We start from the raw sequence: 16,680 nt of genomic DNA on the forward strand, positions 1-16,680 counted from the left end.
CCTCGTTCGCCTTTGTTCGCCCGCCCGGAGCCCCGATGAACCTCGTCGCCGCCCTCGACCGCGCCGCCCGTGCGACGCCCGACAAGCCGTTCCTCGTCAGCGAATCCGCGACGATCACCTATGCCGCCGCACGTGAGCGCTCGCACCGCGCGGCCGCCGTGCTGAGCGCGCTCGGCGTCGCGGCCGGCGACCGCGTCGCCGCGATGTGCTTCAACACGCCGGCCTTCGTCGACCTGATGTTCGGCGCATGGCGGCTCGGCGCGGCGTTCGTGCCGATCAACCACAAGCTGCAGGCGCCGGAAGTCGACTACGTGCTCGAGCACAGCCGCTGCAAGGCGTTGCTGTTCGACGTGGCGCTCGCGCCGGTGGTCGAGCGCCTCGTGCATCCGGCGCGGCGGCTCGTGACCGAGGGCGAACTGGACGGCGTGGCGAACTTCGACACGATGTGCGCGACGCGCGACGGCCTCCCGGGCATCGAACCGGCCGACGGCGACATCGCGCAGATCCTCTATACGTCCGGCACGACCGGCCGCCCGAAAGGCTGCGTGCACAGTCATCGCACCGTGACGCTCGCGGCAATGCAGGCGGCGCTCGCGACCGGCATCGGCCGCAACGAGCGCACGCTGATGGCGATGCCGATCTGGCATTCGTCGCCACTGAACAACTGGTTCGGCGGCACGCTGTTCGCCGGCGGCACCGTCGTGCTGCTGCGCGAATACCATCCGCTGCGCTTCCTGCAGACCGTCGAGCGCGAGCGCGTGACGATGTATTTCGGCGCGCCGGTGTCGTACACGCTGCCGCTCGACACGATCGACGGCTTCGGCGCGTTCGACCTGTCGAGCGTGCGCGCGTGGCTGTATGGCGGCGGCCCGATCGGCGCCGCGCAGGCCGAACGGCTCGCCCAGGCGTATCGCAGCCACGCGTTCTTCCAGGTGTACGGGATGACCGAAACGGGGCCGGCCGGCACGACGCTGTATCCGGACGAGCAGATCGCGAAGGCCGGTTCGATCGGCCGCCAGGGCGGCCCGGGCGTCGACCTGCGCGTGGTGCGGATGGACGGCATCGACGCGCAGCCGGGCGAGACCGGCGAAATCTGGCTGAAGGCCGACTGCATGATGCTCGGCTATCTCGACGACGCGGCCGCGACGCGCGCCGCGTTCACGCCGGACGGCTGGTATCGCACCGGCGACATCGCGCGGATCGATCAGGATGGCTACCTGTTCATCGTCGACCGGCTGAAGGACATGATCGTGACGGGCGGCGAGAACGTCTATTCGAAGGAAGTGGAGGACGTACTCAGTGCGCACCCGGACATCGCCGAAGCGGCCGTCGTCGGCGTCCCGCATCCCGACTGGGGCGAGACGGTCGTCGCGCACGTCGTGCTGCGCGCGAACGCGGCGCCCGACGCGGATGCGCTGCGCGCGTTCTGCGGCGAGCGGCTGGCCGCATACAAGGTTCCGCGCGAGTTCACGTTCGCGCAGGCGCTGCCGCGCACGCCGACCGGCAAGCTGCAGAAGTTCCTGCTGCGCGTGCGCCGGGATTAGCGCCAGCCGCGGCAATAAAAAAGCCACCCGGCCTCGACGGCCCGGTGGCTTTTTCGTGATCGGCCGGGCAGCGACCTTCGCCGCCGCCCGCGCGTCACCTCACATCAGGCTGCTTACTTGCCGCCGATGCTCTTCAGCGGCTTCCACTCGCCCTTCTCGACCTTGTACATCGTGATGCCGCCGTTCTTCAGGTCGCCCTTCGCGTCATACGCGACGTGCGTCGACGTCACGCCGGCCATGTCGGACTTCGCGAGCACCGGCAGGTACTTCGCCGGATCGGTCGAGTCAGCCTTCTTCATCGCGTTCAGCATCGCCATCGCGCCGTCGTACGCGTACGGCGAGTACGTTTGCACGTCTTCGCCGAAACGCTTCTTGTACTTGTCGGCGTAGGTCTTGCCGCCCGGCATTTCTTCCAGCGGGAGGCCGGCCAGCGAAGCGATCGTGCCGTCGGCCGCGTTGCCCGCGATCTTCAGGAACGTCGGCGTCTTCACCATTTCGCCGCTCATCAGCGGTGCGGCGATGCCGAGCGTCTTCATCTGCTTGACCATCGGCGCTGCCTGCGAATCCGCGCCGCCGTAGTAGACGAGGTCCGGCTTCGTCGACTTGATCTTGGTCAGAATCGCCTTGAAGTCGACTGCCTTGTCGTTCGTGAATTCACGGTCGACGATCGTCGCGCCGCCGGCCTTCGCGGCCTTCTCGAACTGGTCGGCGAGACCCTGGCCGTAGGCCGTGCGGTCGTCGACGATCGCGATCTTCTTCATGCCGAGATCCTTCGACGCGAACGTGCCGGCCACCGAGCCCTGCTGCGTGTCGGACGTCATCATGCGGAAGGTCGTCTTGTAACCCTGCTGCGTGTATTCCGGCGCCGTCGCCATCGCGATTTCCGGAATGCCCGCGTTCGCGTAGATGCGCGAGGCGGGAATCGTCGTGCCCGAGTTGAAGTGGCCGAGCATGCCCTTGATGCCGTCGTCGACCAGCTTCTGCGCGACCGTCGTACCCGTGCGCGGGTCAGCCTGGTCGTCCTGCGTGTTCAGCACGAACTTCACCGGCTTGCCGCCGATCTTCGGGTTCGTCGCGTTGAAGTCTTCCAGCGCGAGCATGATCCCGTTCTGCATATCCTTGCCGTAGTGCGCCTGCGCGCCCGTCATCGGCCCTGCGTAACCGATCTTCACGTCATCCGCATGGGCCGTCCCCGCCAGCGACATGACGGCGACAAACGTCGCGCCTGCCAGCTTTTTCATCGTGTGTTGCATAGCATCTCCTTGGTACCAGGGTAAATGGAGCGGCTTCGGGATCGCCTTGCCGCTTCCTATGTTTGATCCGAACGGCAAGGATGATCAGCCGATCGTCATCAAATTCGCATTGCCGCCGGCCGCGGCCGTGTTCACGCTCACCGAGCGTTCCGTCAGCAGCCGTTCCAGCGCGTAATCTTCCGCATCGCCGTTCTCGAACGCGCCCACCGACACGCCCTGCACCGACACGATCGGGCCCGGCCGCTGCGCGACGTCCTTCACGAGCGTCTGCAGTTCGTCGCTGTCGCCTTCGAACAGCACCGCGTCGAACGGCACGTCGGCCTGCTTGCGCACGCTCGCATGCGCCTTCAGCGACGCCGGCAGCGCGGCGACCAGCGCCTCGCCGGCCGCGCCGGCGAACAGCGCGCGGTTGCCCGTCGCCAGCACCGCCGCGAACTGCGCGCGCGCACCGCCCGGCGTGGCCGCGACACACAGCACCGTGCCGCGCGGGCCGAGTGTATACGTGTTTCGCTCGCCCGTCGGGCCGCTCAGCACGGCGGTCGCGCCGGCCGGCACCTGTGCCAGATAGCCATCGCAACGTGCGGCCAGCACCGGCTCGCGCTGCTCGATCAGCCAGTCGCGCAGCGTCGTGAGCGCTGCCGCCGGGTTGCCGCGCGCATCGCCTTCGACCGCGCCGTCCGCGATCAGCGTCTGCGCGAGCGAACGCGGCAGGCCCGACGGACGCGTCGCGAGCAGGCGCTGCAGGTACAGCGCGCCGCCGGCCTTCGGGCCCGTGCCCGACAGCCCTTCGCCGCCGAACGGCTGCACGCCGACCACCGCGCCGATCACGTTGCGGTTCACGTAGATGTTGCCGACGTGCGCGTTCGAAATCACGTGCGCGATCGTCTCGTCGATCCGCGTGTGGATGCCGAGCGTCAGCCCGTAACCGGTCGCGCGGATCTGCTCGAGCAGCTTGTCGAGCTGGCTGCGGCGGTAGCGCACCACGTGCAGCACCGGGCCGAACACTTCACGCTTCAGCTCGTCGATGGTGCCGATCTCGATCAGCGTCGGCGGCACGAACGTGCCGTGCGCGCAGGCTTCCGGCGACGGCAGCTGCGTGACCGCGTGGCCCTTGTCCTTCATCGCCGCGACGTGCGTGTCGATCGTCTGCTTCGCTTCGCCGTCGATCACCGGGCCGACGTCCGTCGACAGCCGGTCGGGGTTGCCGAGCGCCAGCTCGTGCATCGCGCCCTTCAGCATCGTCAGCGTGCGGTCCGCGACATCGTCCTGCAGACACAGAACGCGCAGCGCCGAACACCGTTGACCGGCCGAGTCGAACGACGACTGCATCACGTCCGCGACGACCTGCTCCGCGAGCGCCGACGAGTCGACGATCATCGCGTTCTGGCCGCCCGTTTCCGCGATCAGCGGAATCGGCTTGCCGTCCGGGTCGAGGCGCGCCGACAGCGTCTTGTTGATCAGGCGCGCGACTTCGGTCGAACCGGTGAACATCACCGCACGCGTGCGCGGATCGGCGACCAGCGCCGCGCCGACGGTCTCGCCGGTGCCCGGCAGCAGCTGCACCGCGCCGGCCGGCACGCCGGCTTCGCGCAAGAGGCGCACGGCCTGTGCCGCGATCAGCGGCGTCTGTTCGGCCGGCTTCGCGAGCACCGTGTTGCCGGCGGCGAGCGCCGCGGCCACCTGGCCCATGAAGATCGCGAGCGGGAAGTTCCACGGGCTGATACAGACCACGGGCCCGAGCGGACGGTGCGTGTCGTTCGAGAATTCGTCGCGGATCTGCGCCGCGTAGTAGCGCAGGAAGTCGACCGCTTCGCGGATCTCGGCGATCGCGTTCGGCAGCGACTTGCCGGCTTCGCGCACGATCAGGCCCATCAGCGTGTGCATCTGCGCTTCGAGCAGGTCGGCTGCGCGCACCAGGCAGTCGGCGCGTGCGTCGACCGGCGTCGCCTGCCAGATCGGCGCGGCGGCCACCGCATGCGCGAGCGCCGCGCTCACGTGTTCGGCCGTCGCTTCGCTGACCGTGCCGACCAGGTCGCGCTGATCGGCCGGGTTGCGCACGTCGCGTGCCGGGGCGTCGGCGAGCGTGTCGTCGTCGAGCATCGGCGCCGCGCGCCACGGGAAGTGCGCGCTCGCGAGCAGCGCGGACGACAGCGATGCAAGACGGTGTTCGTTCGACAGGTCGAGGCCCATCGAGTTGGGACGCTCGTCGCCATACAGGTTGCGCGGCAGCGGGATCTTCGCGTGCGGCGCGCCGAGCGGCACGACCTTCGACGCTTCGTCGACCGGATCGGCGACCAGTTCCTTCACCGGCACGGCTTTATCCGCGATGCGGTTCACGAACGACGTGTTCGCGCCGTTTTCCAGCAGGCGGCGCACCAGGTACGCGAGCAGCGTCTCGTGCGTGCCGACCGGTGCGTACACGCGGCACGGACGGTTCAGCTTGTCGCGGCCCGTGACTTCCTCGTACAGCGGCTCGCCCATCCCGTGCAGGCACTGGAATTCGTACTGGCCGGGGTAGTAGTTCTGGCCCGCGAGCTGGTAGATCGCGGCCAGCGTGTGCGCGTTGTGCGTCGCGAACTGCGGGTAGACGGCATCCGGCGCCGCGAGCAGCTTCTTCGCGCACGCGAGGTACGACACGTCGGTGTAGATCTTGCGCGTGTAGACCGGGTAGCCTTCGAGGCCGTCGACCTGGGCACGCTTGATCTCGGTATCCCAGTACGCGCCCTTCACGAGGCGGATCATCAGGCGGTGACGGCTGCGGCGCGCGAGATCGATCAGGTAGTCGATCACGAACGGGCAGCGCTTCTGGTAGCCCTGCACGACGAAGCCGATGCCGTTCCAGCCTGCGAGATCCGGGTCGAAGCACAGCGCCTCGAGCAGGTCGAGCGACAGTTCGAGACGGTCGGCTTCTTCCGCGTCGATGTTCAGGCCGATGTCGTAGCGGCGCGCCAGCAGCGCAAGGGCGCGCACGCGCGGCAGCAGCTCGCTCATCGTGCGGTCCTGCTGCGAGCGCGAGTAGCGCGCATGCAGCGCCGACAGCTTGATCGAGATGCCCGGGCCTTCGTAGATGCCGCGGCCGCCGGCCGCCTTGCCGATCGCGTGGATCGCCTGCTCGTACGACGCGTAGTAGCGCTGCGCGTCCTCTTCGGTCGTCGCCGCTTCGCCGAGCATGTCGTACGAGTAGCGGAAGCCGCGCGCTTCGTACTTGCGGCTGTTCGCGAGCGCTTCGGAAATCGTTTCGCCGGTGACGAACTGCTCGCCCATCAGGCGCATCGCCATGTCGACGCCCTTGCGGATCAGCGGCTCGCCGCCGCGGCCGATCAGGCGCGTGAGCGCGGACGACAGGCCTGCTTCGCTGTTGGTCGTCACGAGCTTGCCGGTGATCATCAGCCCCCAGGTCGCCGCGTTCACGAACAGCGACGGCGCGTGGCCGACGTGCGAGCGCCAGTCACCCTTGCTGATCTTGTCGCGGATCAGCGCATCGCGTGTCGCGCGGTCGGGAATGCGCAGCAGCGCTTCGGCGAGGCACATCAGCGCGACGCCTTCCTGGCTCGACAGCGAGAACTCGTGGATCAGCCCTTCGACGCCGCCACCCGAACTCTTCTCGCGCAGCGCCTCGACGAGCTTCGTCGCGAGCGCCTGCACGTCCGCCTGCAGGTTCGCCGGCAGGCGCGCCTGGCCGAGCAGGAACGGCACGCACTCCGGCTCGGGTCGGCGGTACGCAGCCGTGATCGCCGCGCGCAGCACCGATTGCGGCTGCACGTTCTGCGCGAACTCGAGGAACGGATGCGGCGAGTTGTCGTCGTCGCCGTCCGCCGCCTGACCGTCGGCGAGCTCCGTCACGCCGCTGTGGCCCGACAGCTCGGGCGGCAACTGGCCGTGCTCGATCCGCTCGAGATACGCGAAGATCGCCTGCTTGATCAGCCAGTGGGGGGTGCGCTCGAGACGCGCGGCGGCGTCCTTGAGGCGCGAGCGGAGAAGGTCGTCGACTTTGACGCCGAGAGTCGTGCTTGCCATGGTGGGTTCGTGCGCCGGTGCGAGCCCGGCAATGAGGTGTAAGAGGATGCGCGAAATCCTACGGCACGCAATAAAAAGGTGCAACCAAATTGCGAGATAGGTTGCACCCACAAGTTAGTCAATATAATCAGCCACTTATGCGGTTGCAACCTAGGGGTTGCCCGTGGTCGGCGGATCGGTGTTTTCCCTGATCGGGCCGATTCGACGCACGTGTGCAACCTTCGGTGCGCACGGATGCAGCCGAAAACGGGTTGCACTGGGTCGGATAACGGGATGTGGCACCCGGTTCGGGCGCGCAACGGGAGACAGTTGGGTGCTGCCCGGCGGGCCGGGCAGCTTCAATACGGCAGCGCGCCGCTCAGATATCCAGCGGATCGACTTCGACACTCCACCGCAGCACGCCCTTCAGCGCGCGCAGCTCCGGCTGCCAGGCCCGCAGCGCATGCTGCAGCGCTGCCCGCGATGCGCTTTCGAGCAGCAACTGCGCGCGATGGACGTTCGCGACCTTGACGATCGTCATCGGCACCGCGTCGTACACGGTCACGCGATCGGCGCCCGGCAGCCCCGGCAAGACGGCCGCGGCCTGCAGCAGGAACGCGAGCGCCGCGTCGAGCGTGCGCCCTTCGGCGCGCAACAGCGCCTGGTAGACGAACGGCGGCAGGTGCGCGTCGCGGCGCTCGCCGAGCGTCGAATTCGCGAAGCCGACGTAATCCTGCCGCCCGAGCGCGTGATACAGCGCGTGACGCGGGTAGCGCGTCTGCACCATCACCTCGCCCGGCAGCCCGGCCCGCCCCGCGCGGCCGCTCACCTGCATCAGCTGCGCGAACAGCCGCTCGCTCGCGCGGAAGTCGTGCGAGAACAGCGCCGTGTCGGCATTGAGCACGCCGACCAGCGACACGCGCTGGAAGTCGTGCCCCTTCGCGATCATCTGCGTGCCGACCAGGATGTCGACCTCGCCCGCGTGCACATCGGAGAACAGCGCCTGCGCACTGCCCTTACGGCGCGTGCTGTCCGCGTCGATCCGCAACACGCGCGCGCCCGGCACGGCCTCCGCGAGCGCCTCCTCGATGCGCTGCGTGCCGCGCCCGAGCGGTGCGATGTCAACGTTCCCGCACTCGGGGCACGACCGCGGGATGCGTGCTTCCCAGCCGCAGTGATGGCAGCGCAGCGCGTGCTCGGGCTTGTGCAGCACGACGTACGCGCTGCAGCGCGGGCAGCCGGCGACCCACCCGCATGCGTCGCACGCGAGCTGCGGGGCGTAGCCGCGCCGGTTCAGGAACACGAGGCTCTGCTCGTTGCGTTCGAGCCGCGCCTTCAGCGCCGCGACGAGCGGCCCCGACAGCCCGCCCATCGACGCGCGGCCGCGCCGCCGCTCCTCTTCGAGATCGATCAGCCGCACGGTCGGCAACGTCGCGTCGGCCACCGCGCGGCGCGACAGCGTGAGCCGCGTGTAGCGCCCCTGCTCGGCCTGCCACCAGCTTTCGAGCGACGGCGTGGCCGAGCCGAGCACGACCGTGATGCCGAGCTGCTTCGCGCGCCAGACAGCAAGGTCGCGCGCCGAATAGCGCAGCCCTTCCTGCTGCTTGTACGCAGGCTCGTGCTCCTCGTCGACGACCACCAGCGCGAGCGTCGGCATCGACGCAAGCACCGCGAGGCGCGTGCCGAGCACGATCCGCGCGCGGCCCGTGTGCGCGGCCAGCCAGTTGCGCGCCCGCTCGCCCTCGGCGAGCCCGCTGTGCAGCGTGACGATCGCGTCGTCGGCGAGCGCGCCCGCGAAGCGCGCGCGAAACGCGGCCTCGAACTGCGGCGTCAGGTTGATTTCGGGAACGAGCACGAGCGCCTGCGCGTCCGGCCGCGCATCGAGCAGCGCCGCGAGCGCATGCAGATAGACCTCGGTCTTGCCGCTGCCCGTCACGCCGTGCAGCAGGAACGGCGCGAAGCCCTCCGCCGCGCGGATCGCGTCGAGCGCCTCTGCCTGCTGGTCGTTCAGCGCCGGCGGCACAGTTCGTCCACTGGTTGTCGACAGGTTATCCACAGCTTTGGGCACAGGCGCATCGGCCCAGCCGATCTCTTCGACATCGACCCAGCCGCGCGCCGCCCAGTCGTCGAGCGTCGCGGCCGCCTTCGGATGCAGCGCACGCGCGTCGGACAGCGTCAGCGAGCCGGTATCGACGAGCGCCTGCGCGAGCCGCCGCAATGCGGCGCCGCGTGCGGGCAATGCACCGGGCAGCACCGCGCGGCCGGCTTCCGTCGGCTGGTAGCGCACTTCGGGCGCGAGCAGCCGCCCCCAGCGCCCGGCGTCGCGCAGCGCCTGCGGCAGCGCCGGCAGCGCGACCTCGCCGCGCCCGCGCTGATAGTAATCAGCAGCGAACGACACGAGCGCGAGCCAGTCGGGCGACAGCGGCGGGAGATCGGTGCAGATCGCGTCGACCGCACGCAGCCGCGACGGCGGCACATCGGTGTGAGTCGTCACTTCGCAGACGAGTCCGACGGCCTGCCGCTTGCCGAACGGCACCTGCACGAGCGTGCCGGGCACCGGTGTCGGCTGCGCGTCGCAGCGGTAGTCGAACAGGGTCGCGAGCGGATGATCGAGCGCGACACGCAGGTAGGTGCCGCTCATTGCGGCGCTCCGGCGGCAGCGATACGCGAAATACAGGCGGCTTGCATCCGCGTCCGCATCGCGGCAGCGAACTTAAAGTAAAACTTCAGATTCGGCGCTAAGTTTTGGATTCGCATTAGGAATCGCCGTATACCCTGCCCAGCCTGTGGATAACTTTGTTGAGAACTCGCCACTCAATGGCCGCAACGCACGCGGGGCCGTGCTTTCCGCTGTTTTTCGCCGTGCATTGCACCGCCCCGCGGAGCCTTATTCCATAAGGCTGCTATTCAAATTACCGAACCATAGCCAGACAAATTGACCGATACAGGGCTCTACCGCGCTGCAACGTGGAAAATGTGTATAAGTCAAGTCTTGACAAGCACCGCATCGGCAACCGGTGCGGGGTTGCGCCCTGTTTAGTGCCGGCAACGAAACGCTGTCACCCCGCAGTGCAGCATGACAGCGCTTGCGTTCAGCCGGCGGCTCCGCTACGGATCGCGCGGCTGTGGCTATGCACTTCGTCGACGAGTTCGGCGACGTGATCGGGCGACGTGAACTGCGAGATGCCGTGGCCGAGGTTGAACACATGGCCCGGATGGTTGCCGTAGCTGTCGAGCACCGCACGCGCCTGTTCGCGCACTGCGGCCGGCGGCGCAAACAGGATCGTCGGATCGAGGTTGCCCTGCAGCGCGACACGCCCCGCCACGCGCTCGCGCGCGGCGCCGAGGTTGACCGTCCAGTCGAGCCCGACCGCGTCGACGCCGGTCGCCGCGATCTCCTCGAGCCACAGCCCGCCGCCCTTCGTGAACGTGATCACCGGCACGCGCTCGCCGTCGTGCTCGCGCTTGAGCTGCGACACCACGCGGCGGATGTAGTCGAGCGAGAAGCGCTGGTATGCGCCGTCGGCCAACGCGCCGCCCCACGTATCGAAGATCATCACGGCCTGCGCGCCCGCTTCGATCTGCGCGTTCAGGTACGCGGCCACCGACTGCGCGTTCACGTCGAGGATCCGGTGCATCAGGTCGGGGCGCGAATACGCCATCGACTTCACGGTACGGAAATCGTCCGACCCGCCGCCTTCGACCATGTAGCACGCGAGCGTCCACGGGCTGCCCGAGAAGCCGATCAGCGGCACGCGCTGGCGACCCTGGCCGTCGGTGAGCGCACGGCGGATCTCGCGCACGGCGCCCGTCACGTAGCCGAGCGTTTCCTCGATGTCCGGCACCGCGAGCTTCGCGACGTCGGCCTCGGTACGCACCGGATGCGCGAACTTCGGCCCTTCGCCGACCTGGAAGTCGAGGCCGAGCCCCATCGCGTCGGGAATCGTCAGGATGTCCGAGAACAGGATCGCGGCGTCGAGCGGGAATCGGTCTAGCGGCTGCAGCGTCACCTCGGTCGCGTAGTCGGGATTCTTCGCGAGACCGAGAAAGCTGCCGGCGCGCGCGCGCGTCGCGTTGTATTCGGGCAGGTAGCGGCCGGCCTGGCGCATCAGCCAGATCGGCGTGTAGTCGGTCGGCTCGCGCAGAAGCGCACGCAGGAAGGTGTCGTTGAGCAGGTTATGGGCCACGGTAGGAGCGACGATGCGAAGGCAAAGCGGCATTTTACCGGACAGCCGCCCTCAGGCTGCGTATCCCGACGCGATGGCGGCCATATGACGCGCGCGATGGCTCCGTTATGATCGGACGCTCATATCGAACGAAACGAAGGAGGAGACCGATGAAGACATTCGCCACGCTGGCCGCCGCCGCGCTGCTCTGCTGCGCCACCGCGCACGCGCAGACCGCCACGGGCGCCGCCGCCGCGCCGGGCGCCGGTTCGCGGCTCGACGACGTGCTCGCGCGCGGCACGCTGCGCGTGTGCACGACGGGCGACTACAAGCCGTACTCGTACTACCGCGCGGACGGCCGCTTCGAGGGCATCGACATCGACATGGCCGAATCGCTCGCGAAATCGCTCGGCGTGAAGGCCGACTTCGTGAAAACGAGCTGGCCGAACCTGACCGCCGATTTCGTCGCGAAATGCGATATCGCGGTCGGTGGCGTCTCGACGACGCTCGAGCGCCAGAAGCGCGTGTTCTTCACGCAGCCGTATGTCGTCGACGGCAAGACGCCGATCGTGCGCTGCGCGGACGCCGACAAGTACCAGACCGTCGCGCAGATCGACCGGCCCGAGACGCGCGTGATCGTGAACCCGGGCGGCACCAACGAGCGGTTCGCGAAACAGTTCTTCACGCACGCGAACCTGACCGTCTATCCGGACAACGTGACGATCTTCAAGCAGATCCTCGCGGGCAAGGCCGACGTGATGGTGACGGACGCGTCCGAGACGCAGTTGCAGCAAAAACTGAATCCGGGGCTGTGCTCCGTGCATCCGGACAAGCCGTTCCAGTTCGGCGAGAAGGCGTACATGGTGCCGCGCGGCGATGTCGTGTTCCAGCAGTACGTCGACCAGTGGCTGCATCTCGCGTTGTCGACCGGCGAATACCAGGCGATTTCGGACAAGTGGCTGAAGTAAGCGCGCCTGCCCGCGGCGGCCGATAACGGGCATCGACCCCGTGGCCGCTGCCTGCGGAATACGCTGCACGGCGGCGGCAAACGTACCGCCGTTACACATCGCCATCGCGCCGCCACGCCCCGCAACCGGCGCGAAACCACCCGAATTGGCCATTCGTCCGACTTCCGCGCATTCCGATCACGTTTCAAAATCTTTCCGACGAATGAATCGTCATGCGCGGCATTGGTCATGCCGCGCACTTTCTCGCGTGAAAATCGACAATTCATCGCGCCCGATACGCATGAAAAACGCATCGTGCGCATGCGCTGAAAACGCTGCGGAAAATATGGGTAAAAATGACCTTTCTCAGGACCCCGAAAACAGCAAAAAATCCCGCTAAGCCTTATCTGGCGGGCGTTACAACCTGAAACACTTTGTTACCGCGACGGGTCATTAATTCGCCCACAATGGCCTCAACGGTTTCAACACGGATGCGGTCTCGTGTGCCAAGTGTGAGCGGACGCGAAGCGCTGCGAGCCAGTCGGTCACGTACCGAAGCCCTTCCGAGGGGCATCCTTGTTGGAGTCGTTTCCGGCCCCCCGCCGGACTCGGTTTCATCTTTGGTCTCCTCGCGCTAACCCCGTAGCGTGTGGTTTTTAGCGGGCTAATAAGCCCGCTTTTTTTCGTCCATCGAAAGCGTAACGGCCCGCAGGCCGCCACGTCTTTTCCCGCATGTTTTCCGCCGCCGTACCGCTTCAAGCGGTCTTCTGCACGTCGAGCTTCAGTTCCTCGATCATTCGGTCGCGCATCACGAACTTCTGCACCTTGCCCGTCACCGTCATCGGCAGCTCGTCGACGAAGCGGATGTAGCGCGGAATCTTGTAGTGCGCGATCTGCCCGCTGCAGAACGCACGCACGTCGTCCTCCGTCATCTGCTCGTCCGCGCGCAGCACGATCCACGCGCACAGCTCCTCGCCGTACTTCGCATCGGGCACGCCGAACACCTGCGCGCTCTGGATCTTCGGATGCCGAAACAGGAACTCCTCGATCTCGCGCGGATAGACGTTCTCGCCGCCGCGAATCACCATGTCCTTCAGGCGGCCGACGATGTTGCAGTAGCCGTCCGCATCGAGCGTCGCGAGGTCGCCCGTATGCATCCAGCCGTCGACCAGCACCTCGCGCGTCTTCGCGTCGTCGTCCCAGTAGCCGAGCATCACCGAGTAGCCCTTCGTGCAGAGCTCACCCGTCGCGCCAACCGGCACGATGTCGCCGCTCGCATCGACGATTTTCACTTCCAGGTGCGGCTGGATGCGGCCGACCGTCGTCGTGCGCTTCTCGAGCGGATCGTCGGTCGAGCTCTGGAACGACACGGGGCTCGTCTCCGTCATCCCGTACGCGATCGTGATCTCCGACAGGTGCATCTGCGACACGACGCGCTTCATCGTCTCGATCGGGCACGGCGAGCCGGCCATGATCCCGGTGCGCAGCGTCGACAGGTCGAACTTCGAAAACTCCGGATGATCGAGCTCCGCGATGAACATCGTCGGCACGCCGTGCAGCGCGGTGCAGCGCTCGCCGGCCACGGCCGCGAGCGTCGCGACCGGGTCGAACGCTTCGCCCGGGAACACCATCGCCGCGCCCTTCGACACGCACGCGAGCACGGCCAGCACCATCCCGAAGCAGTGGTACAGCGGCACGGGAATGCACAGCGTGTCCTGCTCGGTGAAACGCATCGCGGTCGCGATCGAGCGCCCGTTGTTGACGACGTTGCGGTGCGTGAGCGTCGCGCCCTTCGGGCTGCCCGTCGTGCCGCTCGTGAACTGGATGTTGATCGGCTCGTTGGCCGTGAGCGTCGCGCCGATCGCATCGAGCAACGCGGGATCGACCGCCTGGCGGCCGCGCGTCATCACGTCCGCGAAACGGAACATGCCGGCCGGCGCGACGTCGCCCATCGACACGACCGTGCGCAGGCTCGGCACGCGTGCCGCGTGCAGGTCGCCCGGCGTCGCGGTCGCGAGCTCCGGCGCGATGGTCTGCAGCATCTCGACGTAGGCCGACGACTTGAAGCGCTCGGCCGTGATCACGGCCTTGCAGCCGACCTTGTTCAGCGCGTATTCGAGCTCGGCGAGCCGGTAGGCCGGATTCAGGTTGACGAGTACCGCGCCGATCCGCGCGGTCGCGAACTGCGTGAGCAGCCATTCGCTGCGGTTCGGCGACCAGATGCCGACGCGGTCGCCCTTCACGATGCCGAGCGCGGCCAGGCCGGCCGCGAGCACGTCGACCTCGTTCGCGAACTCGCGCCAGGTCCAGCGCACCTGCTGCTCGCGAAACACGACGGCCGGACGGTCGGGAAAGCGGCCGGCGGTATCGCGCAGGAACCGGCCGATCGTCGCTTCGGATAGCGGTACGTCGGTCGCGCCACGCACGTACGACAAGCCGTTCTCGGGCGCGATCAGCGCGCCCACGCCAAGGTCTGCTGCCATGAATGTCTCCGTCCTTTTTGTCTGATCGGCCCGCGCGCGCCTGCTGCGCCCGCCTCCGCCGCCTGATCGCGACGAAGAGCCTCACCGCGGATGATGCCGCGCTCCGCTGACGACACTCTGACATCGAATCACGGCAGACGGGTGAAATAGCACGACCGGACGAAATGATCCGGCCCGCAAAAAACAGACGAAAACGACAGGCGAAAAAAAAGCAGCCCGAAGGCTGCTTTCTTTCGCGGGATACGCGGCGCGGCTCAGTGCCGGCTGCGGATCTTCGCCAGACGCTGGATCGCTTCGAGCTGCGCCATCGCGGTCGCGAGCTCGGATTGCGCCTTCGCGAGGTCGAGATCCGACTTCGCGTTCTGCAGCGTTTCCTCGGCACGCTTGCGCGCTTCCTCGGCTTTCGCCGCGTCGAGGTCCTTGCCGCGGATCGCGGTATCGGCGAGCACCGTCACGGCGCCCGGCTGCACTTCGAGAATGCCGCCCGCGACGAACACGAATTCGTCGTTGCCGCCCTCGACTTCGATGCGCACCGCACCCGGACGAATCCGCGTGATCAGCGGCGTGTGGCCCGGCAGAATACCCAGCTCACCCGTTTCGCCCGGCAGCGCGACGAATTTCGCCTCGCCCGAGAAGATCTGCTCTTCCGCGCTGACGACGTCTACTTTGATGGTTGCCATATCGACTCCTGTCGATCAGAGTCAGCGCTTGCGCGCCTGCTCCGATCCCATGCACGGCGGGTTGAGCGTATTACGTGGGCGCTCGTCCGCGAAAACCACCCGAACGGTAGCAATCGCGGACGCACGGCGCCCGCTGCGTTACGCCTGACCCTTACGAGATCTTCTTGGCCTTTTCGAAGGCTTCGTCGATCGTGCCGACCATGTAGAACGCCTGTTCCGGCAGGTGGTCGCACTCGCCGTCGACGATCATCTTGAAGCCGCGGATCGTTTCCTTCAGCGGCACGTACTTGCCCGGCGAGCCCGTGAACACTTCAGCGACGTGGAACGGCTGCGACAGGAAACGCTGGATCTTACGCGCGCGCGCGACCGACAGCTTGTCTTCCGGCGACAGTTCGTCCATACCCAGAATCGCGATGATGTCGCGCAGTTCCTTGTAGCGCTGCAGCGTCTGCTGAACGCGACGGGTGATCGAGTAGTGCTCTTCACCGATCACGTTCGGGTCGATCTGGCGCGACGTCGAGTCGAGCGGGTCGACCGCCGGGTAGATACCCAGCGAAGCGATGTCACGCGACAGAACGACGGTTGCGTCCAGGTGGCCGAAGGTCGTAGCCGGCGACGGGTCGGTCAAGTCATCCGCAGGGACGTACACGGCCTGGACCGACGTAATCGAGCCCTTCTTGGTCGACGTGATGCGCTCTTGCAGCTTGCCCATTTCTTCAGCCAGCGTCGGCTGATAGCCCACTGCCGACGGCATACGGCCGAGCAGTGCCGACACTTCGGTACCGGCCAGCGTGAAACGGTAGATGTTGTCGACGAAGAACAGCACGTCGAGGCCTTCGTCACGGAAGTGCTCGGCCATCGTCAGGCCGGTCAGCGCGACGCGCAGACGGTTGCCCGGCGGCTCGTTCATCTGGCCGTACACCAGCGCGACCTTGTCGAGAACGTTCGAGTCCTTCATTTCGTGGTAGAAGTCGTTCCCTTCACGGGTACGCTCGCCCACGCCCGCGAACACGGAGTAACCGCCGTGTTCCTTCGCGATGTTGTTGATGAGCTCCATCATGTTGACGGTCTTGCCCACGCCAGCACCGCCGAACAGGCCAACCTTGCCGCCCTTTGCGAACGGGCAGATCAGGTCGATAACCTTGATACCCGTTTCGAGCAGTTCGGTCGACGGCGACAGTTCGTCGAACGCCGGAGCCTTCTGGTGGATCGAACGCGTCGTTGCGCTTTCGATCGGGCCCGCTTCATCGATCGGACGGCCGAGGACGTCCATGATCCGGCCGAGGGTCGGCTTGCCGACCGGCACCGAGATCGGCTTTGCCGTGTTCTTCACGGTCAGGCCGCGGCGCAGGCCGTCGGATGCACCCAGACAAATGGTACGGACCACGCCGTCACCCAGCTGCTGCTGGACTTCGAGCGTCAGTTCCGAGCCATCGAGAATGAGCGCGTCGTAGATCTTCGGCATGCTGTCGCGCGGGAATTCCACGTCGATAACGGCGCCGATGCACTGTACGATCTTGCCTTCTACCAAAGCAGCAGTACTCATCGCTTTTCCTTTAAATACCTGATTCTTTACTCGCGCAAAGGCGCAGTTGTCGTCCGTGGCGCGCG

General features: G+C 67.0%; 9 protein-coding genes. 2 read left to right on the forward strand and 7 right to left on the reverse strand.

Going from position 1 to position 16,680, the window contains the following annotated elements; translation table 11 throughout:
• Window positions 1-35: 35 nt before the first annotated feature.
• Window positions 36-1,544 (forward strand): AMP-binding protein, encoded by a 1,509-nt coding sequence (locus tag HWX87_RS21395; protein ID WP_176049101.1) that lies wholly within the window; start codon window positions 36-38, stop codon window positions 1,542-1,544.
• Window positions 1,545-1,657: 113 nt separating this feature from the next.
• On the opposite strand, the gene HWX87_RS21400 is transcribed toward HWX87_RS21395, so the two are convergent.
• The 4 genes from HWX87_RS21400 to hemE all read right to left on the reverse strand — a co-directional run bounded on the left by HWX87_RS21400 (window position 1,658) and on the right by hemE (window position 10,980).
• Window positions 1,658-2,797 carry a branched-chain amino acid ABC transporter substrate-binding protein gene (locus HWX87_RS21400; protein WP_176049103.1) on the reverse strand — a complete coding sequence of 380 codons (1,140 nt, stop codon included), beginning with the start codon at window positions 2,795-2,797 and terminating at the stop codon, window positions 1,658-1,660.
• An 84-nt stretch (window positions 2,798-2,881) separates the two neighbouring features.
• A complete protein-coding gene (putA, locus tag HWX87_RS21405; RefSeq protein WP_176049105.1) occupies window positions 2,882-6,814 on the reverse strand; it encodes a trifunctional transcriptional regulator/proline dehydrogenase/L-glutamate gamma-semialdehyde dehydrogenase in 3,933 nt (1,310 codons plus the stop codon).
• A gap of 358 nt (window positions 6,815-7,172) precedes the next feature.
• The gene (locus HWX87_RS21410) at window positions 7,173-9,434 is read right to left on the reverse strand and encodes a primosomal protein N' (RefSeq protein ID WP_176049106.1); all 2,262 of its coding nucleotides are present in this window, start codon (window positions 9,432-9,434) and stop codon (window positions 7,173-7,175) included.
• Window positions 9,435-9,885: 451 nt separating this feature from the next.
• On the reverse strand, window positions 9,886-10,980 hold the full coding sequence (gene hemE / locus HWX87_RS21415) for a uroporphyrinogen decarboxylase (protein WP_279612972.1): 1,095 nt from the start codon (window positions 10,978-10,980) through the stop codon (window positions 9,886-9,888).
• A gap of 149 nt (window positions 10,981-11,129) precedes the next feature.
• Here hemE and HWX87_RS21420 point away from each other — a divergent pair, with 149 nt between their 5' ends.
• Window positions 11,130-11,927, forward strand: coding sequence for a transporter substrate-binding domain-containing protein (locus HWX87_RS21420; RefSeq protein WP_176049110.1), 798 nt, complete (start codon window positions 11,130-11,132; stop codon window positions 11,925-11,927).
• Window positions 11,928-12,661: 734 nt separating this feature from the next.
• Here the strand turns inward: HWX87_RS21420 and HWX87_RS21425 are convergent.
• From HWX87_RS21425 to atpD, 3 genes are all read right to left on the reverse strand, one after another.
• Window positions 12,662-14,389, reverse strand: a complete 1,728-nt coding sequence (locus tag HWX87_RS21425) for an AMP-binding protein (protein WP_176049112.1) — start codon at window positions 14,387-14,389, stop codon at window positions 12,662-12,664.
• 254 nt (window positions 14,390-14,643) lie between these two features.
• On the reverse strand, window positions 14,644-15,069 hold the full coding sequence (locus HWX87_RS21430) for a F0F1 ATP synthase subunit epsilon (protein WP_006477288.1): 426 nt from the start codon (window positions 15,067-15,069) through the stop codon (window positions 14,644-14,646).
• A gap of 151 nt (window positions 15,070-15,220) precedes the next feature.
• Complete coding sequence (gene atpD, locus HWX87_RS21435; protein WP_174940224.1) at window positions 15,221-16,615, reverse strand: F0F1 ATP synthase subunit beta; 1,395 nt, start codon at window positions 16,613-16,615, stop codon at window positions 15,221-15,223.
• Between the last annotated feature and the right edge of the window lie 65 nt (window positions 16,616-16,680).

The sequence above is a fragment of the Burkholderia sp. BCC1644 genome, from assembly GCF_902833225.1.
Classification (GTDB): domain Bacteria; phylum Pseudomonadota; class Gammaproteobacteria; order Burkholderiales; family Burkholderiaceae; genus Burkholderia.

Coding starts and splice junctions, on each gene's coding strand:
- HWX87_RS21395 (WP_176049101.1), top strand. CDS start 36: ATGAACCTCGTCGCCGCCCTCGACCGCGCCGCCCGTGCGACGCCCGAC.
- HWX87_RS21400 (WP_176049103.1), bottom strand. CDS start 2,797: ATGCAACACACGATGAAAAAGCTGGCAGGCGCGACGTTTGTCGCCGTC.
- putA (WP_176049105.1), bottom strand. CDS start 6,814: ATGGCAAGCACGACTCTCGGCGTCAAAGTCGACGACCTTCTCCGCTCG.
- HWX87_RS21410 (WP_176049106.1), bottom strand. CDS start 9,434: ATGAGCGGCACCTACCTGCGTGTCGCGCTCGATCATCCGCTCGCGACC.
- HWX87_RS21420 (WP_176049110.1), top strand. CDS start 11,130: ATGAAGACATTCGCCACGCTGGCCGCCGCCGCGCTGCTCTGCTGCGCC.
- HWX87_RS21425 (WP_176049112.1), bottom strand. CDS start 14,389: ATGGCAGCAGACCTTGGCGTGGGCGCGCTGATCGCGCCCGAGAACGGC.
- HWX87_RS21430 (WP_006477288.1), bottom strand. CDS start 15,069: ATGGCAACCATCAAAGTAGACGTCGTCAGCGCGGAAGAGCAGATCTTC.
- atpD (WP_174940224.1), bottom strand. CDS start 16,615: ATGAGTACTGCTGCTTTGGTAGAAGGCAAGATCGTACAGTGCATCGGC.